The 25820-nt window shown below is 68.5% G+C and carries 22 protein-coding genes; 14 read left to right on the top strand and 8 right to left on the bottom strand.

Annotated features, from left to right (window positions below; translation table 11 throughout):
• Positions 1–44 precede the first annotated feature (44 nt).
• Entirely contained in the window at positions 45–1340 is a 1296-nt protein-coding gene (locus tag AC5Y5V_RS02830; RefSeq protein WP_499931058.1) for an acyl-CoA dehydrogenase family protein, read from the top strand.
• Positions 1341–1353: 13 nt separating this feature from the next.
• Here the strand turns inward: AC5Y5V_RS02830 and AC5Y5V_RS02825 are convergent, their stop codons facing one another.
• The gene (locus AC5Y5V_RS02825) at positions 1354–1809 is read right to left on the bottom strand and encodes a MaoC family dehydratase (protein ID WP_499931057.1); all 456 of its coding nucleotides are present in this window, start codon (positions 1807–1809) and stop codon (positions 1354–1356) included.
• An 83-nt stretch (positions 1810–1892) separates the two neighbouring features.
• On the opposite strand from AC5Y5V_RS02825, the gene AC5Y5V_RS02820 reads away from it, so the two are divergent.
• The 6 genes from AC5Y5V_RS02820 to ag85C all read left to right on the top strand — a co-directional run bounded on the left by AC5Y5V_RS02820 (position 1893) and on the right by ag85C (position 6208).
• Entirely contained in the window at positions 1893–2408 is a 516-nt protein-coding gene (locus AC5Y5V_RS02820; protein ID WP_499931056.1) for a DUF4232 domain-containing protein, read from the top strand.
• 10 nt (positions 2409–2418) lie between these two features.
• Positions 2419–2916 carry a metallophosphoesterase family protein gene (locus AC5Y5V_RS02815; protein ID WP_499931055.1) on the top strand — a complete coding sequence of 166 codons (498 nt, stop codon included), beginning with the start codon at positions 2419–2421 and terminating at the stop codon, positions 2914–2916.
• A 66-nt stretch (positions 2917–2982) separates the two neighbouring features.
• Positions 2983–3444 carry a MarR family winged helix-turn-helix transcriptional regulator gene (locus tag AC5Y5V_RS02810; protein WP_499931112.1) on the top strand — a complete coding sequence of 154 codons (462 nt, stop codon included), beginning with the start codon at positions 2983–2985 and terminating at the stop codon, positions 3442–3444.
• On the top strand, positions 3441–4271 hold the full coding sequence (locus AC5Y5V_RS02805) for an ATP-binding cassette domain-containing protein (protein WP_499931054.1): 831 nt from the start codon (positions 3441–3443) through the stop codon (positions 4269–4271). Before AC5Y5V_RS02810 ends, AC5Y5V_RS02805 begins: the two co-directional genes overlap by 4 nt.
• The gene (locus AC5Y5V_RS02800) at positions 4261–5094 is read left to right on the top strand and encodes an ABC transporter permease (protein ID WP_499931053.1); all 834 of its coding nucleotides are present in this window, start codon (positions 4261–4263) and stop codon (positions 5092–5094) included. Before AC5Y5V_RS02805 ends, AC5Y5V_RS02800 begins: the two co-directional genes overlap by 11 nt.
• A 142-nt stretch (positions 5095–5236) precedes the next feature.
• Complete coding sequence (gene ag85C / locus AC5Y5V_RS02795) at positions 5237–6208, top strand: diacylglycerol acyltransferase/mycolyltransferase Ag85C (protein ID WP_499931052.1); 972 nt, start codon at positions 5237–5239, stop codon at positions 6206–6208.
• 89 nt (positions 6209–6297) lie between these two features.
• On the opposite strand, the gene AC5Y5V_RS02790 is transcribed toward ag85C, so the two are convergent.
• The 4 genes from AC5Y5V_RS02790 to AC5Y5V_RS02775 form a co-directional block, all read right to left on the bottom strand.
• Positions 6298–7029 carry a YoaK family protein gene (locus tag AC5Y5V_RS02790; protein WP_499931051.1) on the bottom strand — a complete coding sequence of 244 codons (732 nt, stop codon included), beginning with the start codon at positions 7027–7029 and terminating at the stop codon, positions 6298–6300.
• Between the two features lie 9 nt (positions 7030–7038).
• On the bottom strand, positions 7039–8409 hold the full coding sequence (locus tag AC5Y5V_RS02785) for a maltokinase N-terminal cap-like domain-containing protein (protein ID WP_499931050.1): 1371 nt from the start codon (positions 8407–8409) through the stop codon (positions 7039–7041).
• Positions 8406–10205, bottom strand: coding sequence for a maltose alpha-D-glucosyltransferase (treS, locus tag AC5Y5V_RS02780; protein WP_499931049.1), 1800 nt, complete (start codon positions 10203–10205; stop codon positions 8406–8408). The genes AC5Y5V_RS02785 and treS overlap by 4 nt, the downstream gene beginning before the upstream one ends.
• Before the next feature lie 90 nt (positions 10206–10295).
• Positions 10296–11363, bottom strand: a complete 1068-nt coding sequence (locus AC5Y5V_RS02775) for a S1C family serine protease (RefSeq protein ID WP_499931048.1) — start codon at positions 11361–11363, stop codon at positions 10296–10298.
• A gap of 150 nt (positions 11364–11513) precedes the next feature.
• On the opposite strand from AC5Y5V_RS02775, the gene AC5Y5V_RS02770 reads away from it, so the two are divergent.
• From AC5Y5V_RS02770 to AC5Y5V_RS02760, 3 genes are all read left to right on the top strand, one after another.
• Positions 11514–11921 (top strand): TIGR03668 family PPOX class F420-dependent oxidoreductase, encoded by a 408-nt coding sequence (locus AC5Y5V_RS02770; RefSeq protein ID WP_499931047.1) that lies wholly within the window; start codon positions 11514–11516, stop codon positions 11919–11921.
• A gap of 151 nt (positions 11922–12072) precedes the next feature.
• Positions 12073–14232 (top strand): elongation factor G-like protein EF-G2, encoded by a 2160-nt coding sequence (locus tag AC5Y5V_RS02765; RefSeq protein WP_499931046.1) that lies wholly within the window; start codon positions 12073–12075, stop codon positions 14230–14232.
• A gap of 27 nt (positions 14233–14259) precedes the next feature.
• A complete protein-coding gene (locus tag AC5Y5V_RS02760; protein WP_499931111.1) occupies positions 14260–14769 on the top strand; it encodes a DUF2231 domain-containing protein in 510 nt (169 codons plus the stop codon).
• Here AC5Y5V_RS02760 and AC5Y5V_RS02755 read toward each other — a convergent pair.
• Positions 14722–16266 (bottom strand): FadD7 family fatty acid--CoA ligase, encoded by a 1545-nt coding sequence (locus AC5Y5V_RS02755; RefSeq protein WP_499931110.1) that lies wholly within the window; start codon positions 16264–16266, stop codon positions 14722–14724. The genes AC5Y5V_RS02760 and AC5Y5V_RS02755 overlap by 48 nt on opposite strands.
• Before the next feature lie 300 nt (positions 16267–16566).
• Between AC5Y5V_RS02755 and oxc the strand changes: the two genes are divergently transcribed.
• The gene (gene oxc, locus AC5Y5V_RS02750) at positions 16567–18282 is read left to right on the top strand and encodes an oxalyl-CoA decarboxylase (RefSeq protein WP_499931045.1); all 1716 of its coding nucleotides are present in this window, start codon (positions 16567–16569) and stop codon (positions 18280–18282) included.
• Here oxc and AC5Y5V_RS02745 read toward each other — a convergent pair.
• Complete coding sequence (locus tag AC5Y5V_RS02745; protein WP_499931044.1) at positions 18279–19211, bottom strand: LysR family transcriptional regulator; 933 nt, start codon at positions 19209–19211, stop codon at positions 18279–18281. The genes oxc and AC5Y5V_RS02745 overlap by 4 nt on opposite strands.
• Positions 19212–19485: 274 nt before the next feature.
• On the opposite strand from AC5Y5V_RS02745, the gene AC5Y5V_RS02740 reads away from it, so the two are divergent.
• Positions 19486–20241 (top strand): L,D-transpeptidase, encoded by a 756-nt coding sequence (locus tag AC5Y5V_RS02740; RefSeq protein WP_499931043.1) that lies wholly within the window; start codon positions 19486–19488, stop codon positions 20239–20241.
• Positions 20242–20345: 104 nt separating this feature from the next.
• Positions 20346–23861, top strand: a complete 3516-nt coding sequence (gene car / locus AC5Y5V_RS02735) for a carboxylic acid reductase (RefSeq protein ID WP_499931042.1) — start codon at positions 20346–20348, stop codon at positions 23859–23861.
• Positions 23862–24013: 152 nt separating this feature from the next.
• On the opposite strand, the gene AC5Y5V_RS02730 is transcribed toward car, so the two are convergent.
• Positions 24014–24604, bottom strand: coding sequence for a hypothetical protein (locus tag AC5Y5V_RS02730; protein ID WP_499931041.1), 591 nt, complete (start codon positions 24602–24604; stop codon positions 24014–24016).
• Positions 24605–24755: 151 nt separating this feature from the next.
• Between AC5Y5V_RS02730 and AC5Y5V_RS02725 the strand changes: the two genes are divergently transcribed.
• Positions 24756–25694: an NADP-dependent oxidoreductase gene (locus AC5Y5V_RS02725; RefSeq protein WP_499931040.1), complete on the top strand. Its 939-nt coding sequence runs from the start codon at positions 24756–24758 to the stop codon at positions 25692–25694.
• The last annotated feature ends 126 nt before the right edge of the window (positions 25695–25820 follow it).

Here is a 25820-nt window from a genome sequence, read left to right as displayed (position 1 = left end):
ACAAAAGCCGGTGCGGCGCTGCACCGGGGAACGGTGGCCGAGACGTGTGGGACTTCGAAACGGACCCGGAATACCAGGCGAAGCTGGACTGGGTCGAAAAATTCATGGCCGAGGAGCTGGAACCGCTCGACCTCGTCGCCCTCGACCCTTACGACAAGAAAAACCCCGAGATGATGGCGATCCTGCGGCCGCTGCAGCAGCAGGTGAAGGACCAGGGACTGTGGGCGGCGCACCTGCGGCCCGAGCTCGGCGGCCAAGGCTTCGGTCAGGTCAAGCTCGCGCTGCTCAACGAGATCCTCGGCCGATCCCGCTGGGCGCCGTCGGTGTTCGGTTGTCAGGCACCGGATTCGGGGAACGCCGAGATTCTCGCACTGTTCGGCACCGACGAGCAAAAGGCCCGCTACCTGCAGCCGTTGCTCGACGGCGACATCACGTCCTGCTACTCGATGACCGAGCCGCAGGGGGGTTCCGATCCCGGAATGTTCGTCACGCAGGCAACCCGCGACGGTGACGACTGGCTCATCAATGGCGAGAAGTGGTTCTCCTCCAACGCCAAGCACGCGTCGTTCTTCATCGTGATGGCCGTGACGAACCCGGAGTCGCGCACCTACGACAAGATGTCGCTGTTCATCGTGCCCGCCGAAACGCCGGGTATCGAGATCGTGCGCAATGTCGGCGTGGGCGGGGATTCGTCGAAGCACGCCAGCCACGGCTACGTCCGCTACCACAACGTCCGCGTGCCCGCCGACCATGTGCTCGGCGGCGAGGGTCAGGCGTTCATGATCGCCCAGACCAGGCTCGGCGGCGGCCGCATCCACCACGCGATGCGCACGATCGCCCTGGCCCGCAAGGCGTTTGACATGATGTGCGAGCGCGCGGTGTCGCGCAAGACCAGGCACGGGCGGCTGGCCGACTATCAGATGACGCAGGAGAAGATCGCCGACAGCTGGATCCAGATCGAGCAGTTCCGGCTGCTGGTGCTGCGCACCGCCTGGTTGATCGACAAGCACGACGATTACCAGAAGGTCCGTCGCGACATCGCGGCGGTCAAGGTCGCGATGCCGCAGGTGCTGCACGACGTGGCGCAGCGGGCCATGCACCTGCACGGGGCGCTCGGGGTTTCCGACGAGATGCCGTTCGTCAAGATGATGGTCGGCGCCGAGTCGCTGGGCATCGCCGACGGCGCGACCGAGCTGCACAAGATGACGGTGGCCCGTCGCACGTTGCGCGAATACGAGCCGGTGACAACGCCGTTCCCGTCGCAGCACATCCCGACGCGGCGCGCGGAAGCCCAGGCCCGGCTGGCCGATCGGCTCGAGCACGCGATCGCCGAGTTTTAGCGCCGGGCGCCACTCAGGTGAGGTAGCGGACGACGCTTTCCGCCACGCAGGCCGGCTTGGCCGAGCCGTCGATCTCGACGGTCGTCGACACGGTCGCCTGCACGGCGCCGTTGCCGACGTCGTCCACGGTGCCCAGCGTGCTCGAGGCACGCACCCGCGACCCGACTGGCACCGGCGAGGGGAAGCGAACCTTGTTGAGGCCGTAGTTGATTGCCAGCTTGACGCCGTTGACGGTGTAGATCTGGTGCATCAGCCGCGGCAGCAGCGACAGCGTCATGTACCCGTGCGCGATGGTCTTGCCGAATGGCCCCTTCGCCGCGCGCTCCTGGTCCACGTGAATCCACTGGTGATCACCGGTCGCGTCGGCGAACAGGTTGACGTCCTCCTGGGTGATGGTCACCCAGTCGCTCTGCCCGAGGGTCTCGCCCGCGGCGGATGCGAGGTCGGCGACGGACTCGAAAGTGCGCATGGGTGTCTCCTCTGCTTAGGCTGATCAACCCACATCGTGCCATCCGCCTGTCCTGACCGGCGTCGGCAGTGTCTACTAGGGACATGCAGACGAAACCGGCGGTGTGGATGGCGGCCCTCACGGCCCTGACGGTCGGCGCGGGCCCCGCGAGTGCTGTCCCTGGCGAACCGGACGCCACCTGTGACATCCAGCAGCTCGCCGTTGCCGCGGGCCCGCCGCAGGCCGGAGCCGGTCATCGGGCCGTACTGCTGAACTTCACCGTGCTGCCCAACGTCAGCTCCTGTCAGCTGCGTGGTTATCCGACGGTCGACGCGCTGGTACCGGGTGGCGCGCCGGTCTCCGCCAGACAGACGCCCAGCGGATACCTCGGTGGCGCCGAGCCCGACAAGTCCATCACAGTGGACCCCGCCCGCGGCGCCCACGCGATGGTCGAATGGATCGCCGCCGGCGATGCGACGTGCACGACCTATCCCGGACCCACCGAGGTGCGCCTGCGCGTGGTGCCCCCCGGAACGTGGCAGGAGTTCGACGTCCCGATCACCGTCGGGCGCAACGAGGGCCTGTGCGACCTGCAGGTTCACCCCTTCGCCCTCGACTGACGCAAGATCCGTGCGGCTGCTGCTGATCGCCGACACCCACGTCCCGCGACGCGCGCGTGACCTGCCCGCGCAGGTGTGGGACGAGGTGGCGCAGGCGGACGTCGTCGTGCACGCCGGTGACTGGGTGGTTCCGGAGTTGCTCGACCTGCTGGAATCCAGGGCCGCCCGGCTGGTGGCGTGCTGGGGGAACAACGACGGTCCGGTGCTGCGGGCACGGTTGCCCGAGCGCGCCGACGTGACGCTGGGCGGGGTCCGCTTCACGGTGGTGCACGAGACCGGCGCCGCCAACGGCCGCGAGGCCCGAATGTCGCGGCTCTACCCGGACAGCGATGTGCTGGTGTTCGGGCACAGCCATATCCCGTGGGATACGACGACGAAAACGGGCCTGCGCCTGCTCAATCCGGGTTCGCCGACCGATCGCCGACGGCAGCCGTTCTGCACCTACATGACGGGACGCGCCGAGGACGGCGCGCTCACGGACGTGGCCCTGCGTCGGGTCGAGAAGTAGCAGTCGACACCAAGCCAAAGCCCCTACACAGCTCGCACACATATTTAGCTCGTATACAGAGGTATTATCGATACAGTGAAGTCACGCAGCGATCCAGTCACCGATGTGTTCCGGGTGATCGGCAGATTCCGTCGGCAACTCCGCCGGTCGGCGGGTCGCGGGTTCGAATCCTCGCGGCTGTCGGAGTCGCAGTCCGAGCTGCTGTATCTCGTCGGCCGTCAACCGGGAATCTCGGTCAGTGCGGCCGCGGCCGAGCTCGGGCTGGTGCCGAACACCGCGTCGACCCTGGTCTCCAAACTCGTGGCCGGCGGTCTGCTGGTCCGGTCCGTCTGCGAGACGGACCGCCGCGTCGGGCAACTGCGCCTGGCCGAGCCCGCCCAGCAGATCGTCGACGCGTCCCGGGCCGCCCGGCGGGCCGTGCTGTCCGAGGTGCTCAACGAGCTGGACGACGACCAGATCGACGACTTGACAAAGGGATTGGAGGTCCTGGACACCATGACCCGACTATTGCAGGAGCGACGTTCATGAACGGCACACTGCCGATGGCGATCGACTGCCGGAACCTGACGTTCCGGTATGGCAAGTTCACCGCCGTCGACGACCTGACACTGCAGGTGCGGCCCGGCGAGACCATGGGATTGCTGGGACCCAACGGCGCCGGCAAGACGACGGTGGTTCGCATGCTGACCACGTTGACGCCGGTGCAGCAGGGCGAGCTGCGCATCTTCGGAATGGACGCCCGCAAGCAGACCATGGATATCCGCAGCAACATAGGCTATGTCCCGCAACAGCTTTCGATCGAGCCGGCATTGACCGGACGGCAGAACGTGCAGTGGTTCGCCCGGTTGTACGGGGTACCGCGCGCCGACCGGTCCGGCCGGGTCGACGAGGCGCTGGACGCCATGGAACTGCTCGACGTCGCCGATCGGCCGGCCTCGACGTACTCGGGGGGCATGGTCCGGCGCCTGGAGGTGGCCCAAGCGCTGGTGAACCGGCCGTCACTGCTGGTGCTCGACGAACCGACCGTGGGCCTGGATCCGATCGCGCGCGACCGGGTGTGGACCCAGGTGCAGCACATGCAAGCCCAGTTCGGCATGACCGTGCTGCTGACCACCCACTACATGGAAGAGGCCGACACGCTGTGCGACCGGGTGGCGCTGATGCATCACGGCGCGCTGCAGGCCGTGGGCACGCCGGACGTGTTGAAGGCGCGCATATCCAACGGGTCGCCGCACGCCACGCTCGAAGACGTCTTCCGCCACTACGCGGCTTCCGGGTTGGACGAAGCCCACGAGGAGTCCACCGGGATCCGCGAAATCCGTTCCAGCAGAAAGGTTGCGCGTCGTGCAGGCTGACCAAGTCGTGAAACGAAACGTCCCGACGATAACCCTGGTCCGCGCCCCACGGGGGTGGCAGCGGGTCGGCGCCACGCTGAGCCGCATCAGCACATTCGCCGTCGTCGAACTGCAGAAGCTGCGGCACGACCGCACCGAACTCGTCACCCGGATGGTGCAGCCGGCGCTGTGGCTGTTGATCTTCGGCACGACGTTCAGCCACCTGCACGTCATCAACACCGGGTCGGTGTCCTATCTGGCGTTTCTGGCGCCGGGGATCATCGCGCAATCGGCGCTGTTCATCTCGATCTTCTATGGCATTCAGATCATTTGGGACCGCGACGCCGGCATCCTCGCCAAGCTGATGGTGACGCCGTCGCCGGCGTCGGCGCTGATCACCGGCAAGGCCTTCGCGGCGGGCGTGCGATCGGTGGCCCAGGTCGTCGGCGTGATGGCGCTGGCCTATCTGATGAAAGTCGGCCTCACCCTCAACCCGCTGCGCATCCTGGCGGCGATGGGCGTGGTCATGCTCGGCGCCGCGTTCTTCGCGTGCCTGTCGATGACCCTGGCCGGGCTGGTGCGCAGCCGCGATCGCCTGATGGGGATCGGGCAGGCGATCACCATGCCGCTGTTCTTCGCGTCCAACGCCCTGTATCCCGTCGACGTGATGCCGGCCTGGCTGCACGTGCTGAGCAAGGTCAACCCGCTCAGCTACGAGGTGGACGCGTTGCGCGCGCTGCTGATCGGCGCGCCGTTCCGCCCTCTGGACATCGTGGTGTTGGTGGCGGCGGCGGTGATCGGAATCGCGACGTCGTCGACGCTGCTGCGCCGCCTGGTGTCCTGACCCCGGGGCCACGAGTCCGGGCCGACGCCCAATCGTTAGCCAACCGCGACGTCGCGCTCCGGCCGCGACGCGCGAGATGCGCACTGCCCCTGTGTTTGACTCGCCCAGAACAGATTCCACCGAGTTGGGATGGGCAGGACACATGTCGTTCTTGGAAAAGATGCTGCGCAAGCTGGCGATCGCGACGACGGGCGCTGCCCTGTTGTCGGGTCTCGTCGGCGCTGTCGGCGGCACGGCGACCGCGGGGGCGTTCTCCAAGCCCGGTCTGCCAGTGGAGTACCTCGAGATCCCGTCAGCGTCGATGGGCCGCAACATCAAAGTGCAGTTTCAGGGGGGCGGGGCTCACGCCGTCTATCTGCTCGACGGCCTACGGGCACAGGACGATTACAACGGCTGGGACATCAACACCCCGGCCTTCGAGGAGTTCTACCAGTCCGGTCTGTCGGTGATCATGCCCGTCGGCGGCACGTCCAGCTTCTACAGCAACTGGTATCAGCCGTCGCAGGGCAACGGCCAGAACTACACCTACAAGTGGGAGACGTTCCTGACCCAGGAGATGCCCGCCTGGCTGCAGGCCAACAAGCAGGTGTCGCCGGCCGGCAATGCGGCAGTGGGCCTTTCGATGTCGGGCGGCGCGGCGCTGGTCCTGGCCGCCTACTACCCGCAGCAGTTCCCCTACGCGGCCTCGCTGTCGGGCTTCCTGAACCCGTCCGAGGGTTGGTGGCCGACGCTGATCGGGCTCGCGATGAACGACTCGGGCGGCTACAACGCCAACAGCATGTGGGGCGCGTCCAGCGACCCGGCGTGGAAGCGCAACGACCCGATGGTCCAGATTCCCCGGCTCGTCGCCAACAACACGCGGATCTGGGTGTACTGCGGCAACGGCACGCCCAGCGACCTCGGCGGCGACAACATGCCGGCGAAGTTCCTGGAAGGCCTGACGCTGCGTACCAACCAGACGTTCCAGCAGACCTACACGGCCTCGGGCGGACGCAACGGGGTGTTCAACTTCCCCAGCAACGGCACGCACTCGTGGAACTACTGGAACCAGCAGCTGGTCGCCATGAAGCCCGACATCCTGCAGGTGCTCAGCGCCGGCACCAACCGCACGTAAGGCGCTCAACGAGATAACCCAAGCCGGCATCGGCAGCAGTGCAACGGCCAGCGCTGCTGCCGATGCTTTTTTGGGCGGGGCGCCGTGCCCTAGTCGAGGGTTTCCGCTCTGGGCTCCGCCTCGTTTTCGTCTTCGTCTTCCTTGTTTAACAACGCCTGGCGGTCCTGGTGGAAATAGGTGTAGGCGGTCGTCACGGCGCAGATGACGGAGGCGATCCCCAGCATCTGGGTGCCGCTGACGAACGTGCTGATGAGACCCCCGGCCGTGGCTCCGAAGATGAAGCTGAACAGCAGCAGAAAATAACCGAGCCAGTCGGCCGCCTGTCCGCCGGCGATGTGGCGCTCGATGCCCTGGCCCATCTTGACCAGCGTGCCGGTCACATAGCTGAGTGGGATCGAGACCTCGCCGCCCTTGACGAACGACGTGTTCAGGGCGCCGACGCCGAACACGACGACCATGATCGGGATGAAGTCGAGCTGGGACTGGCTCCAGCTGCCCACGATGATGTCGATCGTGGTGGCCAGCACCAGGCTGAAGGTGGTCAGCACGGTAGGGCCGTGCGGGTGCGCCACCCAGAAATGCCGCCGGCACACCGAGGCAACCACCACGCCGCTGACGAAGCACAGCAACAACAGGCCGGCCGTCACCGACAGCACGACATCGCCGCGGAAGTAGCCGAGCACGGCGCGCTGCGCGTTGCCGGTCATGAAGGTCACGAAGTAGCCGGCGGAGTGGGCGAACGCCGTTGCTCCCAGCACCCCCGCCAGACCCGCCAGTACCCATGACAGCCGCGTTTCGCTGTTGTTGATCTCGCCGGCCATTTGCCTACCCTACGCAGCAGTGAGCCGGACTATCGACCGGAGCGGTATCGGCAGCCATCCCGGGCGGTGCCGCGCCTCATAGCCTGTCTCGTAGACGGCCTTGTCGAGTTCGTAGGCCGCCAGCAACAACGCCGAGTCCCGTGGGTCAGTGCCTGAAGCTGCGCTGTAGCCGTCGCAGAACGCGGCGTGGTTGCGCTCGACCCATTCCCGGGCGCGGGCGGCCCGCTGCTTGTCCTCGTTGTTCGCGGTGTGGTCCACCAGCGGCCCGTACGCGGCGTACTCGTAGGAGCGCAACACGCCGGCCACGTCGCGTAGCGGCGAATCGGGGGCCCGCCGCTCGTCCAGCGGCTGTCCCGGTTCGCCCTCGAAGTCGATCAGCAACCAGCTCTCCGGGGTGCGCAGCACCTGTCCAAGGTGCAGATCGCCGTGCACCCGCTGGACGGTGATCGTCTGCTCCGCGAGCTTGTGGAATCTCTGCTCGATGGTGGCCGCGTAGGGCTCCAGGTCGGGCACCGCCGCCACGGTCGCCGAGAGCCGGTCCAGCATGTGGTCCACCGGGAAGGGCACCTGGGCGGTGCCGAGCCGGTCGGCGAGGGTGGCGTGCACGGAAGCGACGGCTTCGCCGAGCCGGTAGGACTCGCCGGCGAAGTCGCCGCCGACCTCGTGGGCGTACAGGTCGCCCTCGGCGAACAGGTCGCGGACGCTGGCCGTGGCCATCGCCCAACCCTCGGCGGCGTTGGCCTCGTATGCGGTCACCATGCCCAGCGGGCATGCCGCATCGTCCGACTGGTCCGGCGCGGCGATCTCGTAGACGCCGAGCAGGCGCGCCACGTGCGGATTGCCGGCGCGGGCCAGCACCCTGTTCAGCTCGATGTCGGGGTTGATGCCGGTGCTGACCCGGCGGAACACCTTGAAGATCGCCGACGGGTCGAAGATCACGCTGGTGTTGCTCTGCTCGCCGTCCAGGACGCGCGGATACGCGTCCAGGGGCAGCCCGGCGCCGGGTTCCGCGGCGAACGCCACCTCGGTGCCCGACGCCTCGCGCACGGCCGACGAGTCGATCAGCGACAGCAGGTACTGCGGGGCGCTGGCGTCGTACAGCGCGTCGAAGCCGGTGCGGTCGTCGGCGGCCCCGATGGTGGCCACCGTGCTGAATTCGGAGACCGGCGCGGAATCCCACCGCACGATCACCTGGTAGCGCTCCGAAGAGCCGTCGGCGTAGGCGACGTCGATCAGGACCAGGTCGAGGTCGTCACGCAACGGCACCACGACGCCCGGTTCGGCGCTCACGAGCTCGCGACTGCGTCCGGCGTACCAACGTTGCTGCGGAAGCCACTCCGACCATGGCAGCCTGGCCGCCAGCTGGGCTGGGGTCGTCATGGGTGCTGCTCCTCCTGAGATGCACACAGCTGGAACCAGTAGAACCCGTGCCCGGGCAGGGTGAGCAGATACGGCAGGTGGCCGATGTGCGGAAAGTTCACCTGTCCGGTCAGCTCGACCGGCGTGTAGTTGTTCCAATGCTGCAGGTTGAGTTCGATCGGCTGGGGAAACCGCGACAGGTTGTTCACGCAGAGCACCGTGTCGCCGTGCTCCCCGGGCGCTTGGCGAACGAAGGCCAGCACCGACGGGTTGGACCCGCCGAGTTCCTGGAATCCGCCCACGGCGAACGCCTCATGCCGGCGGCGCACCGCCAGCATCATGCGGGTGAAGTTGAGCAGCGACGTCGATGTGTCGCGCTGCGCCTCGACGTTGACGGCCTGGTAGCCGTAGACCGGGTCCTGGCTGGGCGGCAGGTACAGGCGGCCGGGGTTGGCGGTAGAGAACCCGGCGTTGCGGTCCGGCGTCCACTGCATCGGGGTGCGGACGCCGTCGCGGTCCCCCAGCCAGATGACGTCGCCCATGCCGATCTCATCGCCGTAGTAGAGCACCGGCGACCCCGGCAGCGACAGCAGCAACGCCGTGAACAGCTCGATCTGGTTGCGGTCGTTCTCCAGCAGCGGCGCGAGCCGCCGGCGGATCCCGACGTTCGCCTTCATCCGCGGATCCTTGGCGTACTCGGAGTACATGTAGTCGCGTTCTTCGTCGCTGACCATTTCCAGCGTCAGCTCGTCGTGGTTGCGCAGGAAGATCCCCCACTGGGCCATGTCCGGGATCGGCGGCGTCTGGCCCAGGATCTCCGAGATGGGAAAGCGTGACTCGCGGCGCACCGCCATGAAGATGCGCGGCATCAGCGGAAAGTGGAACGCCATGTGGCATTCGTCGCCGCCGGTGGTCGCGTCACCGAAGTATTCGACGACGTCGGCGGGCCACTGATTGGCCTCGGCCAGCAGCACCCGGCCCGGGAACTCGTCGTCGACCACCTTGCGCACCCGCTTCAGGAAGGCGTGCGTCTCGGGCAGGTTTTCGCAGTTGGTGCCCTCGCGCTCAAACAGGTACGGCACTGCGTCCAGCCGGAACCCGTCGATGCCGAGGCCGAGCCAGAACCGCAGGACGTCGATCATCGCTTCCTGCACGGCCGGGTTGTCGTAGTTCAGGTCGGGCTGGTGGGAGAAGAACCGATGCCAGTAGAACTGTCGCCGGACGGGGTCGAAGGTCCAGTTCGACTCCTCGGTGTCGACGAAGATGATCCGCGCGTCGGTGTATTTGTCGCTGGTGTCGCTCCAGACATAAAAGTCGCCGTACGGGCCGTCCGGGTCGTGGCGTGATTCCTGGAACCACGGGTGCGACTCCGATGTGTGGTTCATCACCAAATCGGTGATCACCCGGATTCCGCGCTGGTGCGCCGCGTCGAGCAGCGCCACGAAATCGTCGACCGTGCCGAATTCGGGCAGCACCTTGTAGAAATCCCGGATGTCATACCCGCCGTCGCGCAGCGGCGAATCGTAGAACGGCGGCAGCCAGATGCAGTCGATCCCCAGCCACTGCAGGTAGTCGAGGCGGTCGATCAGCCCCCGCAGGTCACCGGAGCCGTCGGCGCTGGCGTCGAAGAACGCCCGGACCAGCACCTCGTAGAACACCGCGTGTTTGAACCAGGTCGGATCGGCGGGCAGTTTGGCGGCGTGACCGAAGTCGTCGGCGGTCGGATGCTCGACCACCCCCGCCTCGACGTGACTGCCCTCCCCCGCGCGGTGGGAGTGGTGCTCGACAACGTCAACAGCGCGGTCTGCGTCGTTCATCAAATCCACGATGCCACGTGTACCCGAGGCGCCGCGTCCGGAATCATGGCGGGCCACAAATGAATTGGCGAGGGGGCAGTATACGCGACGCTAGGCCGGGGGGCCGTCGGCGAGCGTGACGTTGACCGTGCGGACATCACCCGACTTGGTGCGCAGGGTGATCAGGATGGTGTCGCCCGGGTGGTGCGGGACCAGCACATCGGTCATCGCGGTGGCCGAGTTGATCGGCGTGCCGTCGACCTGGGTGATGACGTCTCCGGCGGAGATGCCGGCGCCCGCCGCGGGGCCGCTGCCGACCACGCGTTCGACGCGGGCACCGCCGCCGGCGTCCACGACACCGAGCCCGAGGAAGGCCGTCGGGCCGATGTGCACGGTGTTGGAGGAGGCGCCGCCGCGGATGGCGTTGGCGACTCCCATCGCCTGGCCGATCGGAATGGCGAAGCCCTGTCCCCCGGACATCTTGAAGCTGTCGGTGGCGGCGGTGTTGACTCCGACGACCTGCCCGCCCTGGTTGACCAGGGGTCCCCCCGAGTCACCGGGCTTGATCGGCGCGTCGACCTGGATCAGGCCGCCGAGATTCTCCACGGCGCCGGTCAGGGTGTCGGTGGCCGAGACGGACTGGTTGAGGGCGACGACGCGGCCGGACACCACGCTCGGTGCTCCGCCCGCGCCGCCGGCGTTGCCGAGCGCGGTCAGGTGCTCACCGATCGAGACGCCACCGCCGATAGCCGCGGCGGGCAGGCCGCCGGCGCCGCGCAGCTGCAGCACCGCGATGTCCTGGGTGCGGTCGTAACCAACGACGTCGACGCCGTACGTGCGGCCGTCGCCGACGCTGAACGCGTTGATGTCGGTGGCGCCCGAGATCACGTGATTATTGGTGAGCACGACGCCGTTGGAATCGATGACGATGCCCGTTCCGGCGCCGACGGCGTTGTTGTAGCCGAACCTGGTGCTGATGTTGACCACCTGCGGCGCGACCATGGCCGCGGGGTCAAGCGGCACCGGGGGCCGTTCGGCCAGGCCGCCGAGCGCCGGGGCGGCCGGATGGGCAGGAGCGGCATGAACCGGCGGCGACACCAGGCCCAGGCCCAGCCCGAACGCGGCCAGCACGCCGACCAACCATGACCACCTGATCCAGCGGTGGTGCGCTTTGCTCATCCCGTAACCTCCTGCGTCGGGGGAAGAACCAGAATTGTTTCAGTCCCGGGGTCTGGACTGCACGGCTTTTTCTAGATCACCGTAGCCAACTCACAGGGTTTTAACCCTCGCGGGCGCGATCTGCGCCTGAAGCCCGCATAAGCTGGTTCGGTGAGCGGGACCGACCCGGCGGCCAGGTTTGCCCAGTCCCCCGTGGCGCGACTGGCCACCGTCGGCCCCGACGGCGCGCCGCACCTGGTTCCGGTGGTGTTCGCGGTCGACAACGACATGGTCTACACCGCCGTCGACGGCAAGCCGAAATCCACCCGACGGCTGCGGCGCCTGGCCAACATCGAATGCAATCCGCGGGTCAGCCTGCTGGTCGACCACTACGCCGACGACTGGACGCGCTTGTGGTGGGCGCGGGCCGACGGCATCGCCACGATTCATTCCGACGACGCGCAGATGGACGCCGGATACCGGCTGCTGCGCGCGAAATACACGCAGTACCAATCGGTTCCGCTGGACGGCCCGGTGATCGCGGTCGTGGTGCGGCGCTGGTCCGGCTGGCACGGCTGAAAGGGCCCGCCACGTCGGCAGGACCGACTCTTGTGCTGGACGTCCGTTGGGGGAAAAGTTGCTTAGGCCTCCTGTGGTCTGGGACACACCCGGGAGGGAACCTGCCCGCTCGCGGGCGGGGCGGGCTACCCGGGAGAACTGGAGGATCACCATGGCGGACAGAGCGAATACCTCCCAGGGAGCGGGCGCCGCTCCCACCGCGGACAGCCCGGGCGGCGTCCGCAACGTAGTCCTGGTGGGGCCGTCCGGCGGTGGCAAGACCACCCTCGTCGACGCCCTGCTCGTCGCGGGCGGTGTGCTATCGCGGCCGGGTTCGGTCACCGAGGGAACCACTGTCTGTGACTTCGACGACGCCGAGATCCGCCAGCAGCGATCGGTGGGCCTCGCGGTGGCCTCGCTGTCCTACGACGGCACCAAGATCAACCTCGTCGACACCCCCGGATACGCCGACTTCGTCGGCGAGCTGCGGGCCGGGCTGCGCGCCGCCGACTGCGCGCTGTTCGTCATCGCCGCCAACGAGGGCGTCGACGAGCCGACCAAATCCCTGTGGCAGGAGTGCAGCCAGGTCGGCATGCCCCGCGCAGTGGTGATTACCAAGCTCGACCACGCCCGGGCCAACTACGCCGAGGCACTGGACGCCGCGCAGAATGCGTTCGGCGACAAGGTTTTACCCCTTTATCTCCCGGCCTCCGACGGCCTGATCGGGCTGCTGTCGCAGAACCGGTACACCTACTCCGACGGCGCCCGGACCGTCGGCCCGACGGACTCGGCGGACGCCGACCGCATCGAGGAGGCGCGCGGCAGCCTGATCGAAGGGATCATCGAGGAGTCCGAGGACGAGTCCCTGATGGAGCGCTACCTCGGTGGCGAGACGATCGACGAGTCGGTGCTGATCGAGGACCTGGAGCGGGCCGTGGCGCGGGGTTCGTTCTTCCCGGTGATCCCGGTGTGCAGCGGCACCGGCGTCGGCACCCTGGAGCTGCTCGAGGTGGCCACCCGGGGGTTCCCGTCGCCGATGGAACACCCACTGCCGGAAGTGTTTACGCCCGCGGGGGCCCCGCACGCCGAACTCGCCTGCGAGGCCGGCGCGCCGTTGCTGGCCGAGGTGGTCAAGACGACGTCGGACCCGTACGTCGGCAGGGTCAGCCTGGTCCGGGTATTCTCCGGGACCATCAAGCCCGACGCGACCGTGCACGTGTCGGGCCATTTTTCGTCGTTCTTCGGGGGCGCGGACGGGAATGGCGGCGGGGCCGGTAATACCCACCCCGACCACGACGAGGACGAACGCATCGGCGTGCTGTCCTTCCCGCTGGGCAAGCAGCAGCGGCCCGCGCCGGCCGCCGTGGCCGGCGACATCTGCGCGATCGGCAAGCTCAGTCGCGCCGAGACGGGTGACACGCTGTCCGACAAGTCCGAGCCGCTGGTGCTCAAGCCGTGGACCATGCCCGAGCCGCTGCTGCCCATTGCCATTGCGGCGCACGCCAAGGCCGACGAGGACAAGCTGTCGGTCGGGTTGGGCCGGCTGGCCGCGGAGGACCCGACGCTGCGCATCGAGCAGAACCAGGAGACGCACCAGATCGTGCTGTGGTGCATGGGTGAGGCACACGCGGGGGTGGTCCTCGACGCGCTGGCTAACCGGTACGGCGTGACCGTGGACACCGTGGAGCTGCGGGTTCCGCTGCGAGAAACGTTGGCCGGCAAGGCGAAAGGCCACGGCCGCCATGTGAAGCAGTCCGGCGGTCACGGCCAGTACGCGGTGTGCGACATCGAGGTCGAGCCGCTGCCAGAGGGTTCCGGGTTCGAGTTCGTCGACAAGGTGGTCGGCGGCGCGGTCCCGCGCAACTACATCCCCAGCGTGGAAAAGGGCGTCCGCGCGCAGATGGAGAAGGGGGTGCACGCCGGCTACCCGGTGGTCGACCTGCGCGTCACCCTGTTCGACGGCAAGGCCCACAGCGTGGACTCCTCGGACTTCGCGTTCCAGATGGCCGGCTCGCTGGCGCTGCGCGAAGCGGCGGCCGCGACCAGGGTGGTCCTGCTGGAGCCGATCGACGAGATCTCGGTGCTGGTGCCTGACGACTTCGTCGGCGCGGTGATGGGCGACTTGTCCAGCCGTCGCGGCCGGGTGCTCGGCACCGATACCGCGGGCCACGATCGTACGGTGGTCAAGGCCGAGGTGCCCCAGGTCGAGCTGACCCGGTACGCGATCGACCTGCGCTCGCTGGCGCACGGGGCCGCGTCGTTCACGCGGTCCTTCGCCCGCTATGAGCCGATGCCGGAATCCGCGGCCGCCAAGGTGAAAACGAGTGCCTGACCGTGTAAACCGGGAGCCATGTCTGGGATCTCTGTGGTCAACGGGCTGCCCGCCCACATATTGCTGAACCACTTCGTCGTCGTCCTGGGCCCGCTGACGGCGCTGCTGGCGATCGCCTGCGCGCTGTGGCCGGCCGCGCGCCGGCGCCTGATCTGGCTGGTGCTGGCGCTCGCCGCGGCCACCGTCGTGCTGACCCCGTTGACCGCCAGCTCGGGCGAGTGGCTGCTGGGCAAGGTCGGGCCGTCGTCGCCGGTGCTCAACAACCACGCCTCGCTCGGGGAGACGCTGATCTACATGGTGGCCGCGTTGGTGGCCGCGCTGGCACTGCTCACCGCGGTCCACGTTCGCCAGGCCCGCGGGCGCGCGGTGAAAACCCCTGTGTACGCGGCGGTCTCGGCGCTGGTGGTCGTCGCCGCGGTCACGGTGCTGGTGCAGACCTACCGCATCGGCGATTCGGGTGCGCGGGCGGCATGGGGCAACATCTCGGCGTCAGGCGCCGCGGCCGAATTGCTCGCTCACGGCACGCCGGTCCAGTGATCCTTTGGCGGTGTGGGGCAACTCGCTGACCTCGCGGAAGCTGGCGGGCACCTCGAAGGCCGCCAGTCGCTCGCGGCCGAACACCGCCAGTTCCGCGGGCGTCGGCGCGGGTGACACCCGGGGCACCACCACCGCGGCCACCGTCTCGCCGTACATCTTGTCCGGCACCCCGAACACGGCCACTTCCAGGATGTTGGGGTGGGTGGCCAGCACGCCCTCGACGCGCTCCGGCGATATCTTTTCGCCCCCGCGGTTGATGAGTTCCTTGATCCGGCCGCGGATGCTCAGGTCGCCGCTCGGCGACAGCGACCCGAGGTCTCCGGTACGCAGCCAGCCGTCGGTGAAGTTGGCGGCGGTGATCGCCGGGTCGCCGAGGTAGCCCCGGACCACCGTCGGCCCCTGCAGCCAGACCTCGCCGACCGTACCCGCGGGCAGCGGTCGCCCGTCCGGCCCCGCGATGCGGATCTGCGGACCGGTCGAACGGCCGACCAAACCGGTAGTCCCCGCCGGGCTTTCGTCTCCGTCGATGCTCGTGGTGCACACCTGGTGGGTGGCCTCGGTCATGCCGAAGGCGCACACCACCGGCGCGGAGAACTCGTCGTGCAGCGCCTGCGCGGTCTCCGGGGTGAGCGGCGCGCTGCAGCTGCGGATGAAGCGCAGCGTGGCCCGCCCGGTCCGCGCCTCGCCCTTGGCACGCTCCAGCAGGATCTGGTGGATGGTGGGCACCGCCGTGTACCAGGTGGCCCCGACCGCCTCGATGTCGTCCCAGAACGTGTGCGCCGAGAATCGGCCGCGGGCGGGCAGCAGCACCGCCCCACCCGACGCCAGGGTGGACAGCAGCGCCGCGATCAGCCCGTGGCCGTGGTACAGGGGCATCACGGCCACGGTCGCATCCTGCGGGCCCAGCCGGTATCCGGCGATGATCGACCGCACGGACCCGGCGATGTTGCTGCGGGTCCAGGGCACCATCTTCGGCACGCCCGTCGTCCCGCCGGTGAACATGATCATCGCGTCGTCGCGCCGCAGCCCGGCGGGGCCCGAGTCCACCCGGGTGGGCGCCGTCGCCGCATCCAGCCGCACCGAGGGGCCCCCCGGGTTGGCGTCCACCGCCACGCGCCACCACCGCAGCGCCGGCTCGGGGTCGCCGGCCACCTCGGGACCCTGGCCGTCGACCAGCACCACCCGCACACCCGCCGCCTCGCAGCGGGCGCGCTGCTCACCGACGGGCAGCGCCGGGTCCAGGGGGACGACGACCAGGTCGGCCCGGGAGGCCGCCAGCAGGCTGACGACGAATTCGGCGTTGCTGCCGGCGCGCAACCCGACGCGGTCACCCGTCGCCAGGCCGTGCCGCTTGAGCTGGCCGGCCAGGTCGACGGCCAGGCGAGTCAAGTCGCGGTAGCTGATGGCCGTGCGATCGGGGGTGACGACGAGCGCGGCGGCGTCCGGGCGACGGGTCGCCGCCACCTGGACGAGATCGGCGATGCGCGAGCTGGGCATGGTGCTGGTCTCCTTCGCGGGGGCCAATTCGTCGGTGCGGATGATCTCGCTGCTGGTGATCGTCATCGGCCGTGCTCCTGGTTCTCCGATGGGTGAGATAGAAAAGCACTGTCCTTCGCACCATGCCGGACATAGTCCTGGGTCGTCTAATACCCATTCGCTCACCATTGATAACCAAGCCCTATTAAACAGGTGCCAGTTGCTCCGACCTGCGCCGATGCCGAATCGATACACGACGTTGATCACTGCATAGCGGGCCGGTCTTGGACGCCGCGCGGCCGCCGGACAACATTGGTTCGCATGACCAAAGATTCGGAACCCGCCGGCGCGCTGACCGACGGCTTTCACCTCGTCGTCGACGCGCTGCAGGCCAACGACGTCGACACCATCTACGGCGTGGTCGGCATCCCGATCACCGACCTGGCCCGCACGGCCCAGGCGGCCGGCATCCGCTACATCGGCTTCCGGCACGAGACGTCGGCCGGCAACGCCGCGGCCGCCGCCGGATTCCTCACCCGCCGCCCGGGCGTCTGCCTGACGACATCGGGACCCGGGTTTCTCAACGGGCTGCCCGCGCTGGCGAACGCCACCACCAACTGCTTCCCGATGATCCAGATCTCCGGATCGAGCAGCCGAGCGATCGTGGACCTGCAACGCGGTGATTACCAGGACCTCGACCAGCTCAATGCCGCAAGGCCGTTCACTAAGGCGGCGTATCGGATCGGCCGGGTTCAGGACGTCGGCCGCGGGGTCGCGCGCGCCATTCGGACCGCGATCTCCGGGCGCCCCGGCGGGGTGTATCTCGACATCCCCGGCGAGGTCCTGGGCCAGGCGATGGATGCCACGGCGGCGGCCGAGTCCGTGTGGCGCGTGGTGGATCCGGCGCCCCGCCAGCTGCCGGCACCGGAAGCCGTCGATCGCGCGCTGGACGTGCTCGCGCGGGCCCGGCGACCGCTGATCGTGCTGGGCAAGGGCGCGGCGTACGCGCAGGCCGACGAAGCCGTCCGCGCGTTCGTGGAGACCACCGGGATTCCGTTCCTGCCGATGTCGATGGCCAAAGGCCTACTGCCCGACTCGCATCCGCAGTCCGCGGCCGCGGCCCGCTCGCTGGCGATTTCCCGCGCGGACGCGGTGCTGCTGGTCGGCGCCCGGCTCAACTGGTTGCTGGGGCACGGCGAGCCGCCGCAGTGGTCGGCTTCAGCCGAGTTCATCCAAATCGACGTCGCCGCCTCGGAGTTCGACAGCAACCGGCCGATCGCCGCTCCACTGGCCGGCGACATCGGGTCGGTACTGGCGGCGCTGCTCGACGGCGTGACCGAGCGGCCCGTCGCCGCTCAGGCGGCCTGGGCGGACTGGTCTCAGGAGCTCGCCGAGCGCAGGGCCGCCAACGACGCCAAGATGCGGGACCGGCTGGCCGAGGATCCACACCCGATGCGGTTCTACAACGCGCTGGGCGCCATTCGCTCTGTGCTGCAGGATAATCCGGACGTCTACGTGGTGAACGAGGGCGCCAACTCGCTGGACCTGGCCCGCAACGTCATCGACATGGAGCTGCCTCGGCACCGCCTGGACACCGGCACGTGGGGCGTGATGGGCATCGGCATGGGCTACGCGATCGGCGCGGCGGTCGAGACCGGCAGGCCGGTGGTTGCAATCGAGGGCGACAGCGCATTTGGCTTCAGCGGCATGGAGATCGAGACCATCTGCCGGTACCGGCTGCCCGTCACCGTCGTCATCCTCAACAACGGCGGCGTCTACCGCGGCGACGAAACGGTCGCCGGTGCCGACCCGGCGCCCACCGTGCTGAACGCGCACGCGCGACACGAGCTGATCGCAGAGGCGTTCGGCGGCAAGGGATACCACGTCGCGACACCCTCCGAACTGCGGGCGGCACTGACGGCGGCGCTGGCATCGAACGGCCCGTCGATCATCGACTGCGCGCTGGACCCGGCCGCCGGGGTGGAAAGCGGTCACCTGGCGAGCCTGAACCCGACCAGCGCGGCCCGCACCGGTTAGCGTCGGCGGGTGAGGCCCACCAGCGCGGCGTCGAAGAACTCGTTGAGCGTCAGCTGCTGCGCACACTCCTTCAACGCGCGGGCGACGGGAGATCCCGGCCCGCCGGCGTTGGTGGCCAGGCCGATTGCGGCGTTCAGCGCGGGATCGACCAACTGGACCGCGCGGACGTCGCCGCCCACGGGCGTCGTCCACAACCAGGTGTGCGGCACGATGCAGGCCCAGTTTCCGGTGGCCACCTGGGCGAACAGCGAAGCTACGGAATCGGTCTCGACCTGCGGAGTGACCGTGATGTCGTGTCCGGCGAAGGCCTCGTCGATGATCTGACGGTCGCGCATGTCGGCGGTGAGCAGCGCCAGCGGCAGCTGCGCGGCGTCCGACCACCCGATCGTCGTGGCGCCGGGAGCCAGCATGTCCGCCGGTGACAGCAGCACGTAGTGCTCGTCATAGAGCGGCACCAGGTCGACGTCGTGGGCGTCGTCGGGCGCATGGTGCACGATCGCCGCGTCCAGCTCGAATTCGCGCAGGCGCCGGTACAGCTCGGTGGCGGCCAGCCGGGACCGGAGCTGCACCTTCACCAGCGGGTGCTCCGAGCAGAAGGCCGAGAGCACCAGCGACGCCGTCGTCGATGCGGTCGGAACCGTCCCCAGCCGAAGCGTCCCGGTGATCCCGGACCGCACGGCGTGCACCTCGGCCTTGAACGCATCGTGCTCGGCGAGAATCCGCTTGGCCCACACCACCAGCCGCTCGCCCTCGGGCGTGAGCCCCTCGAAGCTGTGTCCGCGATTGATCAGCGTGACGTTCAGTTCGCGCTCGAGCTTGGCGATCGCCGCCGACAGCGCGGGCTGCGATACGTAGCATTTCTCCGCCGCGCGGGCGAAGTGGCGTTCCTGGGCCACCGCGACGAAGTACTCCAGTTGACGAAAGAGCACCCCACCTCCACGGATCAAGGCCTTGAGTAGCTCAATACTGCACCAAAGCTGCGGCCTCGACGTCCTTCTCGCGGATCCGTCGGGCGGCCGTGCTGCGTGCGAACGTGTCCCGGATCGGCCGCTTTCGGGCCGGTCGGCAGGGCTATCGCCCGGCCGCAAAGGGCCGCTAACATGGCGGCTGGGCGACAACACCAAAGTTTGCTGCAGACACCGACCCGATAGAGCCGACTAGAATGCCGTTGTGTTGATCGCACCATCGCGGAGGGTGGACGCCATGCGTCGAGCGGTTCGTTATCTATTCGTTATGGTCGCAATCTCCGCAACGTGCCTGGCGGGATCGGTCACCCGCGGCGTGGCCGCGGTTCCGCAGCCCGCGCCGGTCCCCGGCGTCGCGTCGGTTTTGCCAGCCAACGGCGCGGTGGTGGGTGTCGCACATCCCGTCGTCGTCACATTCGACGCGCCGGTCGCGGACCGCGCGGCCGCCGAGCGTTCCATCCGCGTCCTCTCCCCGGGCCACATGACCGGACATTTCGACTGGGTCGAGAACAACGTCGTGCAGTGGGTTCCGAGCCACTACTGGCCCGCCCATACCCGGGTCTCGGTCGAGGTCCAGGGCCTGGGGACGGGGTTCGAAACCGGCGATGAGCTGCTGGGAGTCGCCAGCGTCTCCGCGCACACCTTCACTGTCAGCCGAAACGGCGAGATCCTGAAGACCATGCCGGCGTCGCTGGGCAAGCCCAGCCGCCCGACGCCGATCGGCAACTTCACCGCGTTGTCCAAGGAGCGCACCGTGGTGATGGACTCGCGGACTATCGGCATACCGCTGAATTCACCCGACGGGTACAAGATCACCGCCCAGTACGCGGTCCGCGTCACCTGGAGCGGCGTCTACGTGCATTCGGCGCCGTGGTCGGTGGACTCGCAGGGCTACGCGAACGTCAGCCACGGCTGCATCAATCTCAGCCCGGACAACGCCGCCTGGTACTTCAACACGGTGAGCCTCGGCGACCCCATCGACGTGGTGGCCTGACGCCGTAGCTCGCCGCGTGTGGCGACGGTCACACCCCGGGACGGAAGAGTCGCGGCGGGCGGCGGGTTGGCGCTAGGGAGTGATCTCTAGCGGGAGGCCAGACCATGGCGGATGTCCAGCAGCTACAGGCCGACGATGAGCAGTTCCGCGACGCGACGCCCGACCCCGCGATCCGAGAGGCGGCGCGCCGGCCCGGCCTGCGGCTGCCGCAGGTCCTTGAGGCCCTGGTGCAGGGCTACGCCGACCGCCCCGCGCTGGGCTGGCGAGCCCGCACCCTGACGGCCGACCCGGCGACCGGACGCACCACCGCGCAGCTACGGCCCAGCTTCGATACCATCACCTACCGCGACCTGTGGGACAACGTGCGCGCGGTCGCGGCCGCGTGGCGGCAGGACGCGCAGAACCCCGTGGCGGCCGGCGACTTCCTGGCCACGGTCGGATTCGCCAGCGCCGATTACCTGACCCTCGATCTGGTGTGCGGGTATCTGGGCCTGGTCGCGGTGCCGCTGCAACACAACGCCACGGCGTCGCGGCTGGCGCCCATCGTCGAGGAGGTCGAGCCGCGGATCCTCGCCGCGGGCGCCGGGTATCTCGACCTGGCCGTCGAGGCCGCTCTGGGCAGCACTTCGCTGCGACGCCTGGTGGTTTTCGACTACCAGCCACGGGTCGACGACCATCGGGAGAGCCTGGCGCGGGCGCGGACCAGGCTGGCGGAAGCCGGCCTGTCGGTGACGATCGAGGTCCTCGACGACGTCATCGAGCGCGGGCGCGCGTTACCGCCCGAGCCGGCCTACACCGGCGACACCGACGAGCGGCTGGCCATGATCATGTACACCTCCGGCAGCACGGGTTTGCCGAAGGGCGCCATGTACACCGAGCGGATGGTGACCCGGATCTGGACCAACCAGCTGTGGCCCGCCTGGGAACACATCCCGGTGCTCAACGTGAACTTCATGCCGCTCAACCACCTCGGTGGCCGCATACCGCTGGCGACGGCGTTCCAGGCCGGCGGCACCAGTTACTTCGTGCCCGAGAGCGACCTGTCGACGTTGTTCGAGGACTGGAACCTGGTGCGCCCCACCGAGATGGGCCTGGTGCCGCGGGTGGCCGAGATGCTGTACCAGCGCTACCAGAGCGCCGTTGACCGGCTGGTCGCCCAGGGTCGCGATAGCGCGGACGCCGAGGTGGACGCGCGCACCGAGTTGCGCGATCAGGTCCTTGGCGGTCGCATCCTGACCAGCTTCTGCGGCACCGCGCCGCTCGCGGGCGAGATGAAGGCTTTCGTCGAAACGTGTCTGGACGTACACGTGCTGGACGGCTACGGCCTGACCGAGGTCGGCATGGTGACCAAGGACGGCGTGGTGACCAAGCCCCCGGTGATCGACTACAAGCTGGTCGACGTCCCGGAGCTGGGCTACTACCGCACCGACAAGCCCTACCCGCGGGGTGAGCTGCTGGTGAGGTCGCAGACGGCGACGCCAGGATATTTCAAGCGAGCCGACGTCACCGCCGCCGCCTTTGACGCCGACGGCTACTACCGGACCGGCGACGTGATGGCCGAACTGGGGCCGGACCGGCTCGTCTACGTCGACCGACGCAACAACGTGCTGAAGCTGTCGCAGGGCGAGTTCGTCGCCGTCGCCCGGCTGGAGGCCGTGTTCGCCAGCGCGGCGCTGGTGCGGCAGATCTTCGTCTACGGCAACAGCGAACGCCCCAATCTGCTGGCCGTCGTTGTGCCGACCGCCGACGCGCTGCGCCGGTTCGCCGATTCGGACCAGCTGAAGGTCGCCCTGCGCGAATCCCTGCGCCAGACAGCCAAACTCGCCGAGCTGCAGACCTACGAGGTGCCGGCCGAGTTCCTCATCGAGTCGGTGCCGTTCAGCGAGGACAACGGCCTGCTGTCGGGGGTGGGCAAGCTGCTGCGGCCAAAGCTCAAGGAGCACTACGGCGAACGGCTCGAGCAGCTGTACACCGAGCTGGCGGCCAACCGGGTCACCGAATTGCGGACGCTGCGGGAGGGGGTGGCGGACCGGCCGGTCATCGACACCCTGTCCCGTGCGGCCGAAGCGCTGCTGGGCCTGGCCGGCGGCCCGCCCCAGCCGGATCAACATTTCCTCGACCTCGGCGGCGACTCGCTGTCCGCGTTGAGCTTCTCCAACCTGCTTCGCGACATCTTCGACGTCGAGGTGCCGGTGGGGCAGATCATCGGCCCGGCCGCGAATTTACGGCAGATCGCGAAATACGTTGAGGTGGAACGTTCGTCGGGCTCCCAGCGGCCCACCTTCTCGAGGGTGCACGGGCCCGGCGCGACCGAGGCGCGCGCCGCCGACCTGACGCTGGACAAGTTCGTCGACGCCGCCACCCTGACCACTGCGGGGGCGCTGCCGCACGCCACCGGCACGCCGCGGACGGTCCTGCTGACCGGCGCCAACGGCTACCTCGGACGCTTCCTGTGCCTGGAATGGCTGCAGCGCCTGTCCGAAACGGGCGGCCGCCTCGTCTGCATCGTGCGCGGGACGGATGCCGGCGCGGCTTCACGCCGGCTTGAGGACGCTTTCCGCAGCGGCGACCCCGAGTTGCTGGAGCGGTTCCGGACGCTGTCCGCGGGCCACCTCGAGGTCCTCGCCGGCGATATCGCCGACCCGAATCTTGGCCTGGATCAAGCGACGTGGGAACGATTGGCCGACAGCGTGGACCTGATCGTGCACCCCGCCGCGCTGGTCAACCACGTCCTGCCCTACGACCAGCTGTTCGGACCTAACGTGGTGGGTACCGCGGAGGTGATCCGACTGGCCATCACCACCCGCATCAAGCCCGTCACCTATCTGTCCACGGTGGCGGTGGCCATGTCCGTCCAAGCCGGCGCCTTCGCCGAAGATGGCGACATCCGCGTGGTCAGCCCGGTCCGCGCCGTCGACGACGGCTACGCCAACGGTTACGCGAACAGCAAATGGGCCGGTGAAGTGCTGCTGCGCGAGGCGCACGACCTGTGCGCGCTGCCGGTCGCGGTCTTCCGGTCCGACATGATCCTGGCCCACAGCCGCTACGCGGGGCAGCTGAACGTGCCCGACGCGTTCACCCGCCTGCTGTTCAGCCTGTTGGTGACCGGGCTGGCGCCGTGGTCCTTCTACGAAAGCCCCGGGGGCGTTCGGGCACGGGCGCACTACGACGGCCTGCCCGCCGACTTCGTGGCCGAATCGATCACCACGCTGGGTGAGCAATCGGCAATGGCCGCAGGCAATTCCGAGCTCTCGGGCGGCTATCATTCCTTCGACGTGATGAATCCGCACCACGATGGCGTATCGCTGGATGTGTTCGTGGACTGGCTGATCGACGCTGGCCATGGCATCCGACGGATCGACGACTACGACGAATGGGTGGGGCGTTTCGAGACCGCGCTGCGCGCGCTGCCGGAAGGGCAACGTGCGCACTCGGTGCTGCCGCTGCTGGACTTCTACCGGAAACCACAGCAGCCGCTGGATGGCGCTCCGGCTCCCACCGAGGTGTTCCGCTCCGCTGTGCGGGAAGCGAAAATCGGTGCGGACAATGACATTCCGCAGCTTTCAGCGACCCTGATCGACAAGTACGTCGCGGACCTGCGGTTGCTGGGCCTGATCTAGCAAGGGCAGGTCGAGCGCGATGAACTCCTTCAGCTCGAATGGACCCGCGACACTTAAACGTCGGCGACGACACGCCGAGTAATGGTGCAGCAGTTTAAGTCTCGCGGCCTGCAGGGGCCCGGCTTCCTCCGCTACGCCGAACGTGATCGCCGCTAGTTGGGCAGATTGGCCTTGATCACCGCGTCCTGCTTGCGGCCGACATCCTTTGCGAACTCGGGGTCCGTCGGAGCGTCCGGCGCGGTGTCGAATTCCAGGTTCACCAGCGCCTTGCCCTCCGTGAACAACAGCACCGTCACCGCCTGCGAATTGTCCGGCGCCATACCGGTAATGATCGCGCCGGCAGTGCCGACGTCGACGGGCTGCCACGTGCCGGTGACCTTGGCGCCGTAGTTGTTCTGGGTATTCTTGAGGCCCTCCGCAGCCGTCTTCGGCTCGTTGACCAGAAGGATGGTGTCGCCGATGCGGCGGCTGTTGTCCGCGTTGGTGAACAGTTGCGCGACGCCCGGGGCGCCATTGGGATTCTGCGTCGGCTCGGAGCCGGTGAAGTCCTCACCGATGTCGCTGGCCTGGATCAGCAAATTCCGGTAGTCGCCGACCGGTGGGTACGGCGGGCCCACCGACGTGCTCGGGCCGGCGGGCGGCAGCGTTCCCCTGCTCTCGCCGGGGCCACAACCCGTGGTCGCGGCGCCCACCACCAAGCCGATCACGGCCCAGCCCGCGATAGTTCTGCCAGACAGCTCCATGGGCATTCCTTCCACCCCGTACACCAGTGTGCCGCGGCGCCTGACGCTACTGGCAATGCCGAGCGGGAACAAGGGCAACGCTCCAGGTGTTGGGCACTTTCATAGCCTCGACACAGCAAGAAAACCGGGGTCCCGGGGAGGGGAGTTCACTATGACGGCCGCTGGAGCACGCGCTGTACGGTTCGACCACTACGGGGGGCGCGAGGTGTTGTATGTGGCCGACATCGAGATGCCGACACCGGCGGCGGGCGAGGTGGTGGTGGAGGTCCGCGCCGCCGGAATCAACCCCGGCGAGGCCGGCATCCGAAGCGGAGCGTTGCATGACATCTTCCCCGCCACGTTCCCGTCCGGCGAAGGCAGCGACCTCGCCGGCGTTGTCACTGCGGTGGGGCCCGGTGTCACCGAGTTCGCCGTCGGCGACGAGGTTCTGGGCTTCAGCTTCCGGCGTTCCAGCCACGCCACCCACACGGCCGTCGCGGTGAACCAACTGATTCGCAAACCGCCGCAATTGAGCTGGGAGGTGGCGGGCTCGCTGTACGTGGTAGGTGCGACGGCGTACGCGGCGGTCCGTGCGGTGGCGCCCCAGCCGGGCGAGACGGTCGCCGTGTCGGCGGCCGCGGGCGGCGTCGGCAGCATCGCCGTGCAGCTGTTGGTCCTGCGCAAGGCGGTGGTGCTGGGCATCGCCGGGCCCGGCAACGCCGACTGGCTGCGCGCCCACGGCGTCACCCCGGTCGCCCACGGCGACGGGCTGGCCGACCGGCTGCGCGCGGCGGCACCGGACGGGATCGACGCGTTCATCGACCTGTTCGGCCCGGAGTACGTGCAACTGGCCGTCGACCTCGGGGTGCCCCCCGACCGCATCGACACGATCATCTCGTTCCAGAAGGCCGTCGAGGTCGGCGCCAAGACCGAAGGCAGCGCCGAGGCCTCGACCCCGGAAGTGCTGACCGAGGTCGCCAACCTGGTGGCCGACGGCGCCGTCGACTTCGACGTCGCCGCCACCTATCCGCTCGACCGGGTCGCCGACGCCTTCGAAGAACTCGAGCGACGCCACACGCACGGCAAGATCGTGCTGCTACCTCAAGGGTGAGCGGCCGACCGCCGGATACACGAAACGAGCCGGTTTCGCGTCAGCGCGGCGCGCGGGCCGCCAAGCAGAACTGTTCCGGTGTCTGCGGAGGCGGCGCCGGATATTGATCGCGGCGAAACGTGTGCA

The organism is Mycobacterium sp. NGS68 (assembly GCF_059812195.1).
The sequence above is the reverse complement of the archived record's forward strand: the minus strand, read 5'-3'. Positions and strand labels throughout refer to the sequence as shown.

Excerpts from the sequence above, each read along its gene's own strand:
- AC5Y5V_RS02825 (WP_499931057.1), bottom strand. The coding sequence starts at position 1,809 with ATGCGCACTTTCGAGTCCGTCGCCGACCTCGCATCCGCCGCGGGCGAG.
- AC5Y5V_RS02820 (WP_499931056.1), top strand. The coding sequence starts at position 1,893 with ATGCAGACGAAACCGGCGGTGTGGATGGCGGCCCTCACGGCCCTGACG.
- AC5Y5V_RS02805 (WP_499931054.1), top strand. The coding sequence starts at position 3,441 with ATGAACGGCACACTGCCGATGGCGATCGACTGCCGGAACCTGACGTTC.
- ag85C (WP_499931052.1), top strand. The coding sequence starts at position 5,237 with ATGTCGTTCTTGGAAAAGATGCTGCGCAAGCTGGCGATCGCGACGACG.
- AC5Y5V_RS02790 (WP_499931051.1), bottom strand. The coding sequence starts at position 7,029 with ATGGCCGGCGAGATCAACAACAGCGAAACGCGGCTGTCATGGGTACTG.
- AC5Y5V_RS02785 (WP_499931050.1), bottom strand. The coding sequence starts at position 8,409 with ATGACGACCCCAGCCCAGCTGGCGGCCAGGCTGCCATGGTCGGAGTGG.
- treS (WP_499931049.1), bottom strand. The coding sequence starts at position 10,205 with ATGAACGACGCAGACCGCGCTGTTGACGTTGTCGAGCACCACTCCCAC.
- AC5Y5V_RS02775 (WP_499931048.1), bottom strand. The coding sequence starts at position 11,363 with ATGAGCAAAGCGCACCACCGCTGGATCAGGTGGTCATGGTTGGTCGGC.
- AC5Y5V_RS02765 (WP_499931046.1), top strand. The coding sequence starts at position 12,073 with ATGGCGGACAGAGCGAATACCTCCCAGGGAGCGGGCGCCGCTCCCACC.
- AC5Y5V_RS02755 (WP_499931110.1), bottom strand. The coding sequence starts at position 16,266 with ATGCCCAGCTCGCGCATCGCCGATCTCGTCCAGGTGGCGGCGACCCGT.
- oxc (WP_499931045.1), top strand. The coding sequence starts at position 16,567 with ATGACCAAAGATTCGGAACCCGCCGGCGCGCTGACCGACGGCTTTCAC.
- AC5Y5V_RS02740 (WP_499931043.1), top strand. The coding sequence starts at position 19,486 with ATGCGTCGAGCGGTTCGTTATCTATTCGTTATGGTCGCAATCTCCGCA.
- car (WP_499931042.1), top strand. The coding sequence starts at position 20,346 with ATGGCGGATGTCCAGCAGCTACAGGCCGACGATGAGCAGTTCCGCGAC.
- AC5Y5V_RS02730 (WP_499931041.1), bottom strand. The coding sequence starts at position 24,604 with ATGGAGCTGTCTGGCAGAACTATCGCGGGCTGGGCCGTGATCGGCTTG.
- AC5Y5V_RS02725 (WP_499931040.1), top strand. The coding sequence starts at position 24,756 with ATGACGGCCGCTGGAGCACGCGCTGTACGGTTCGACCACTACGGGGGG.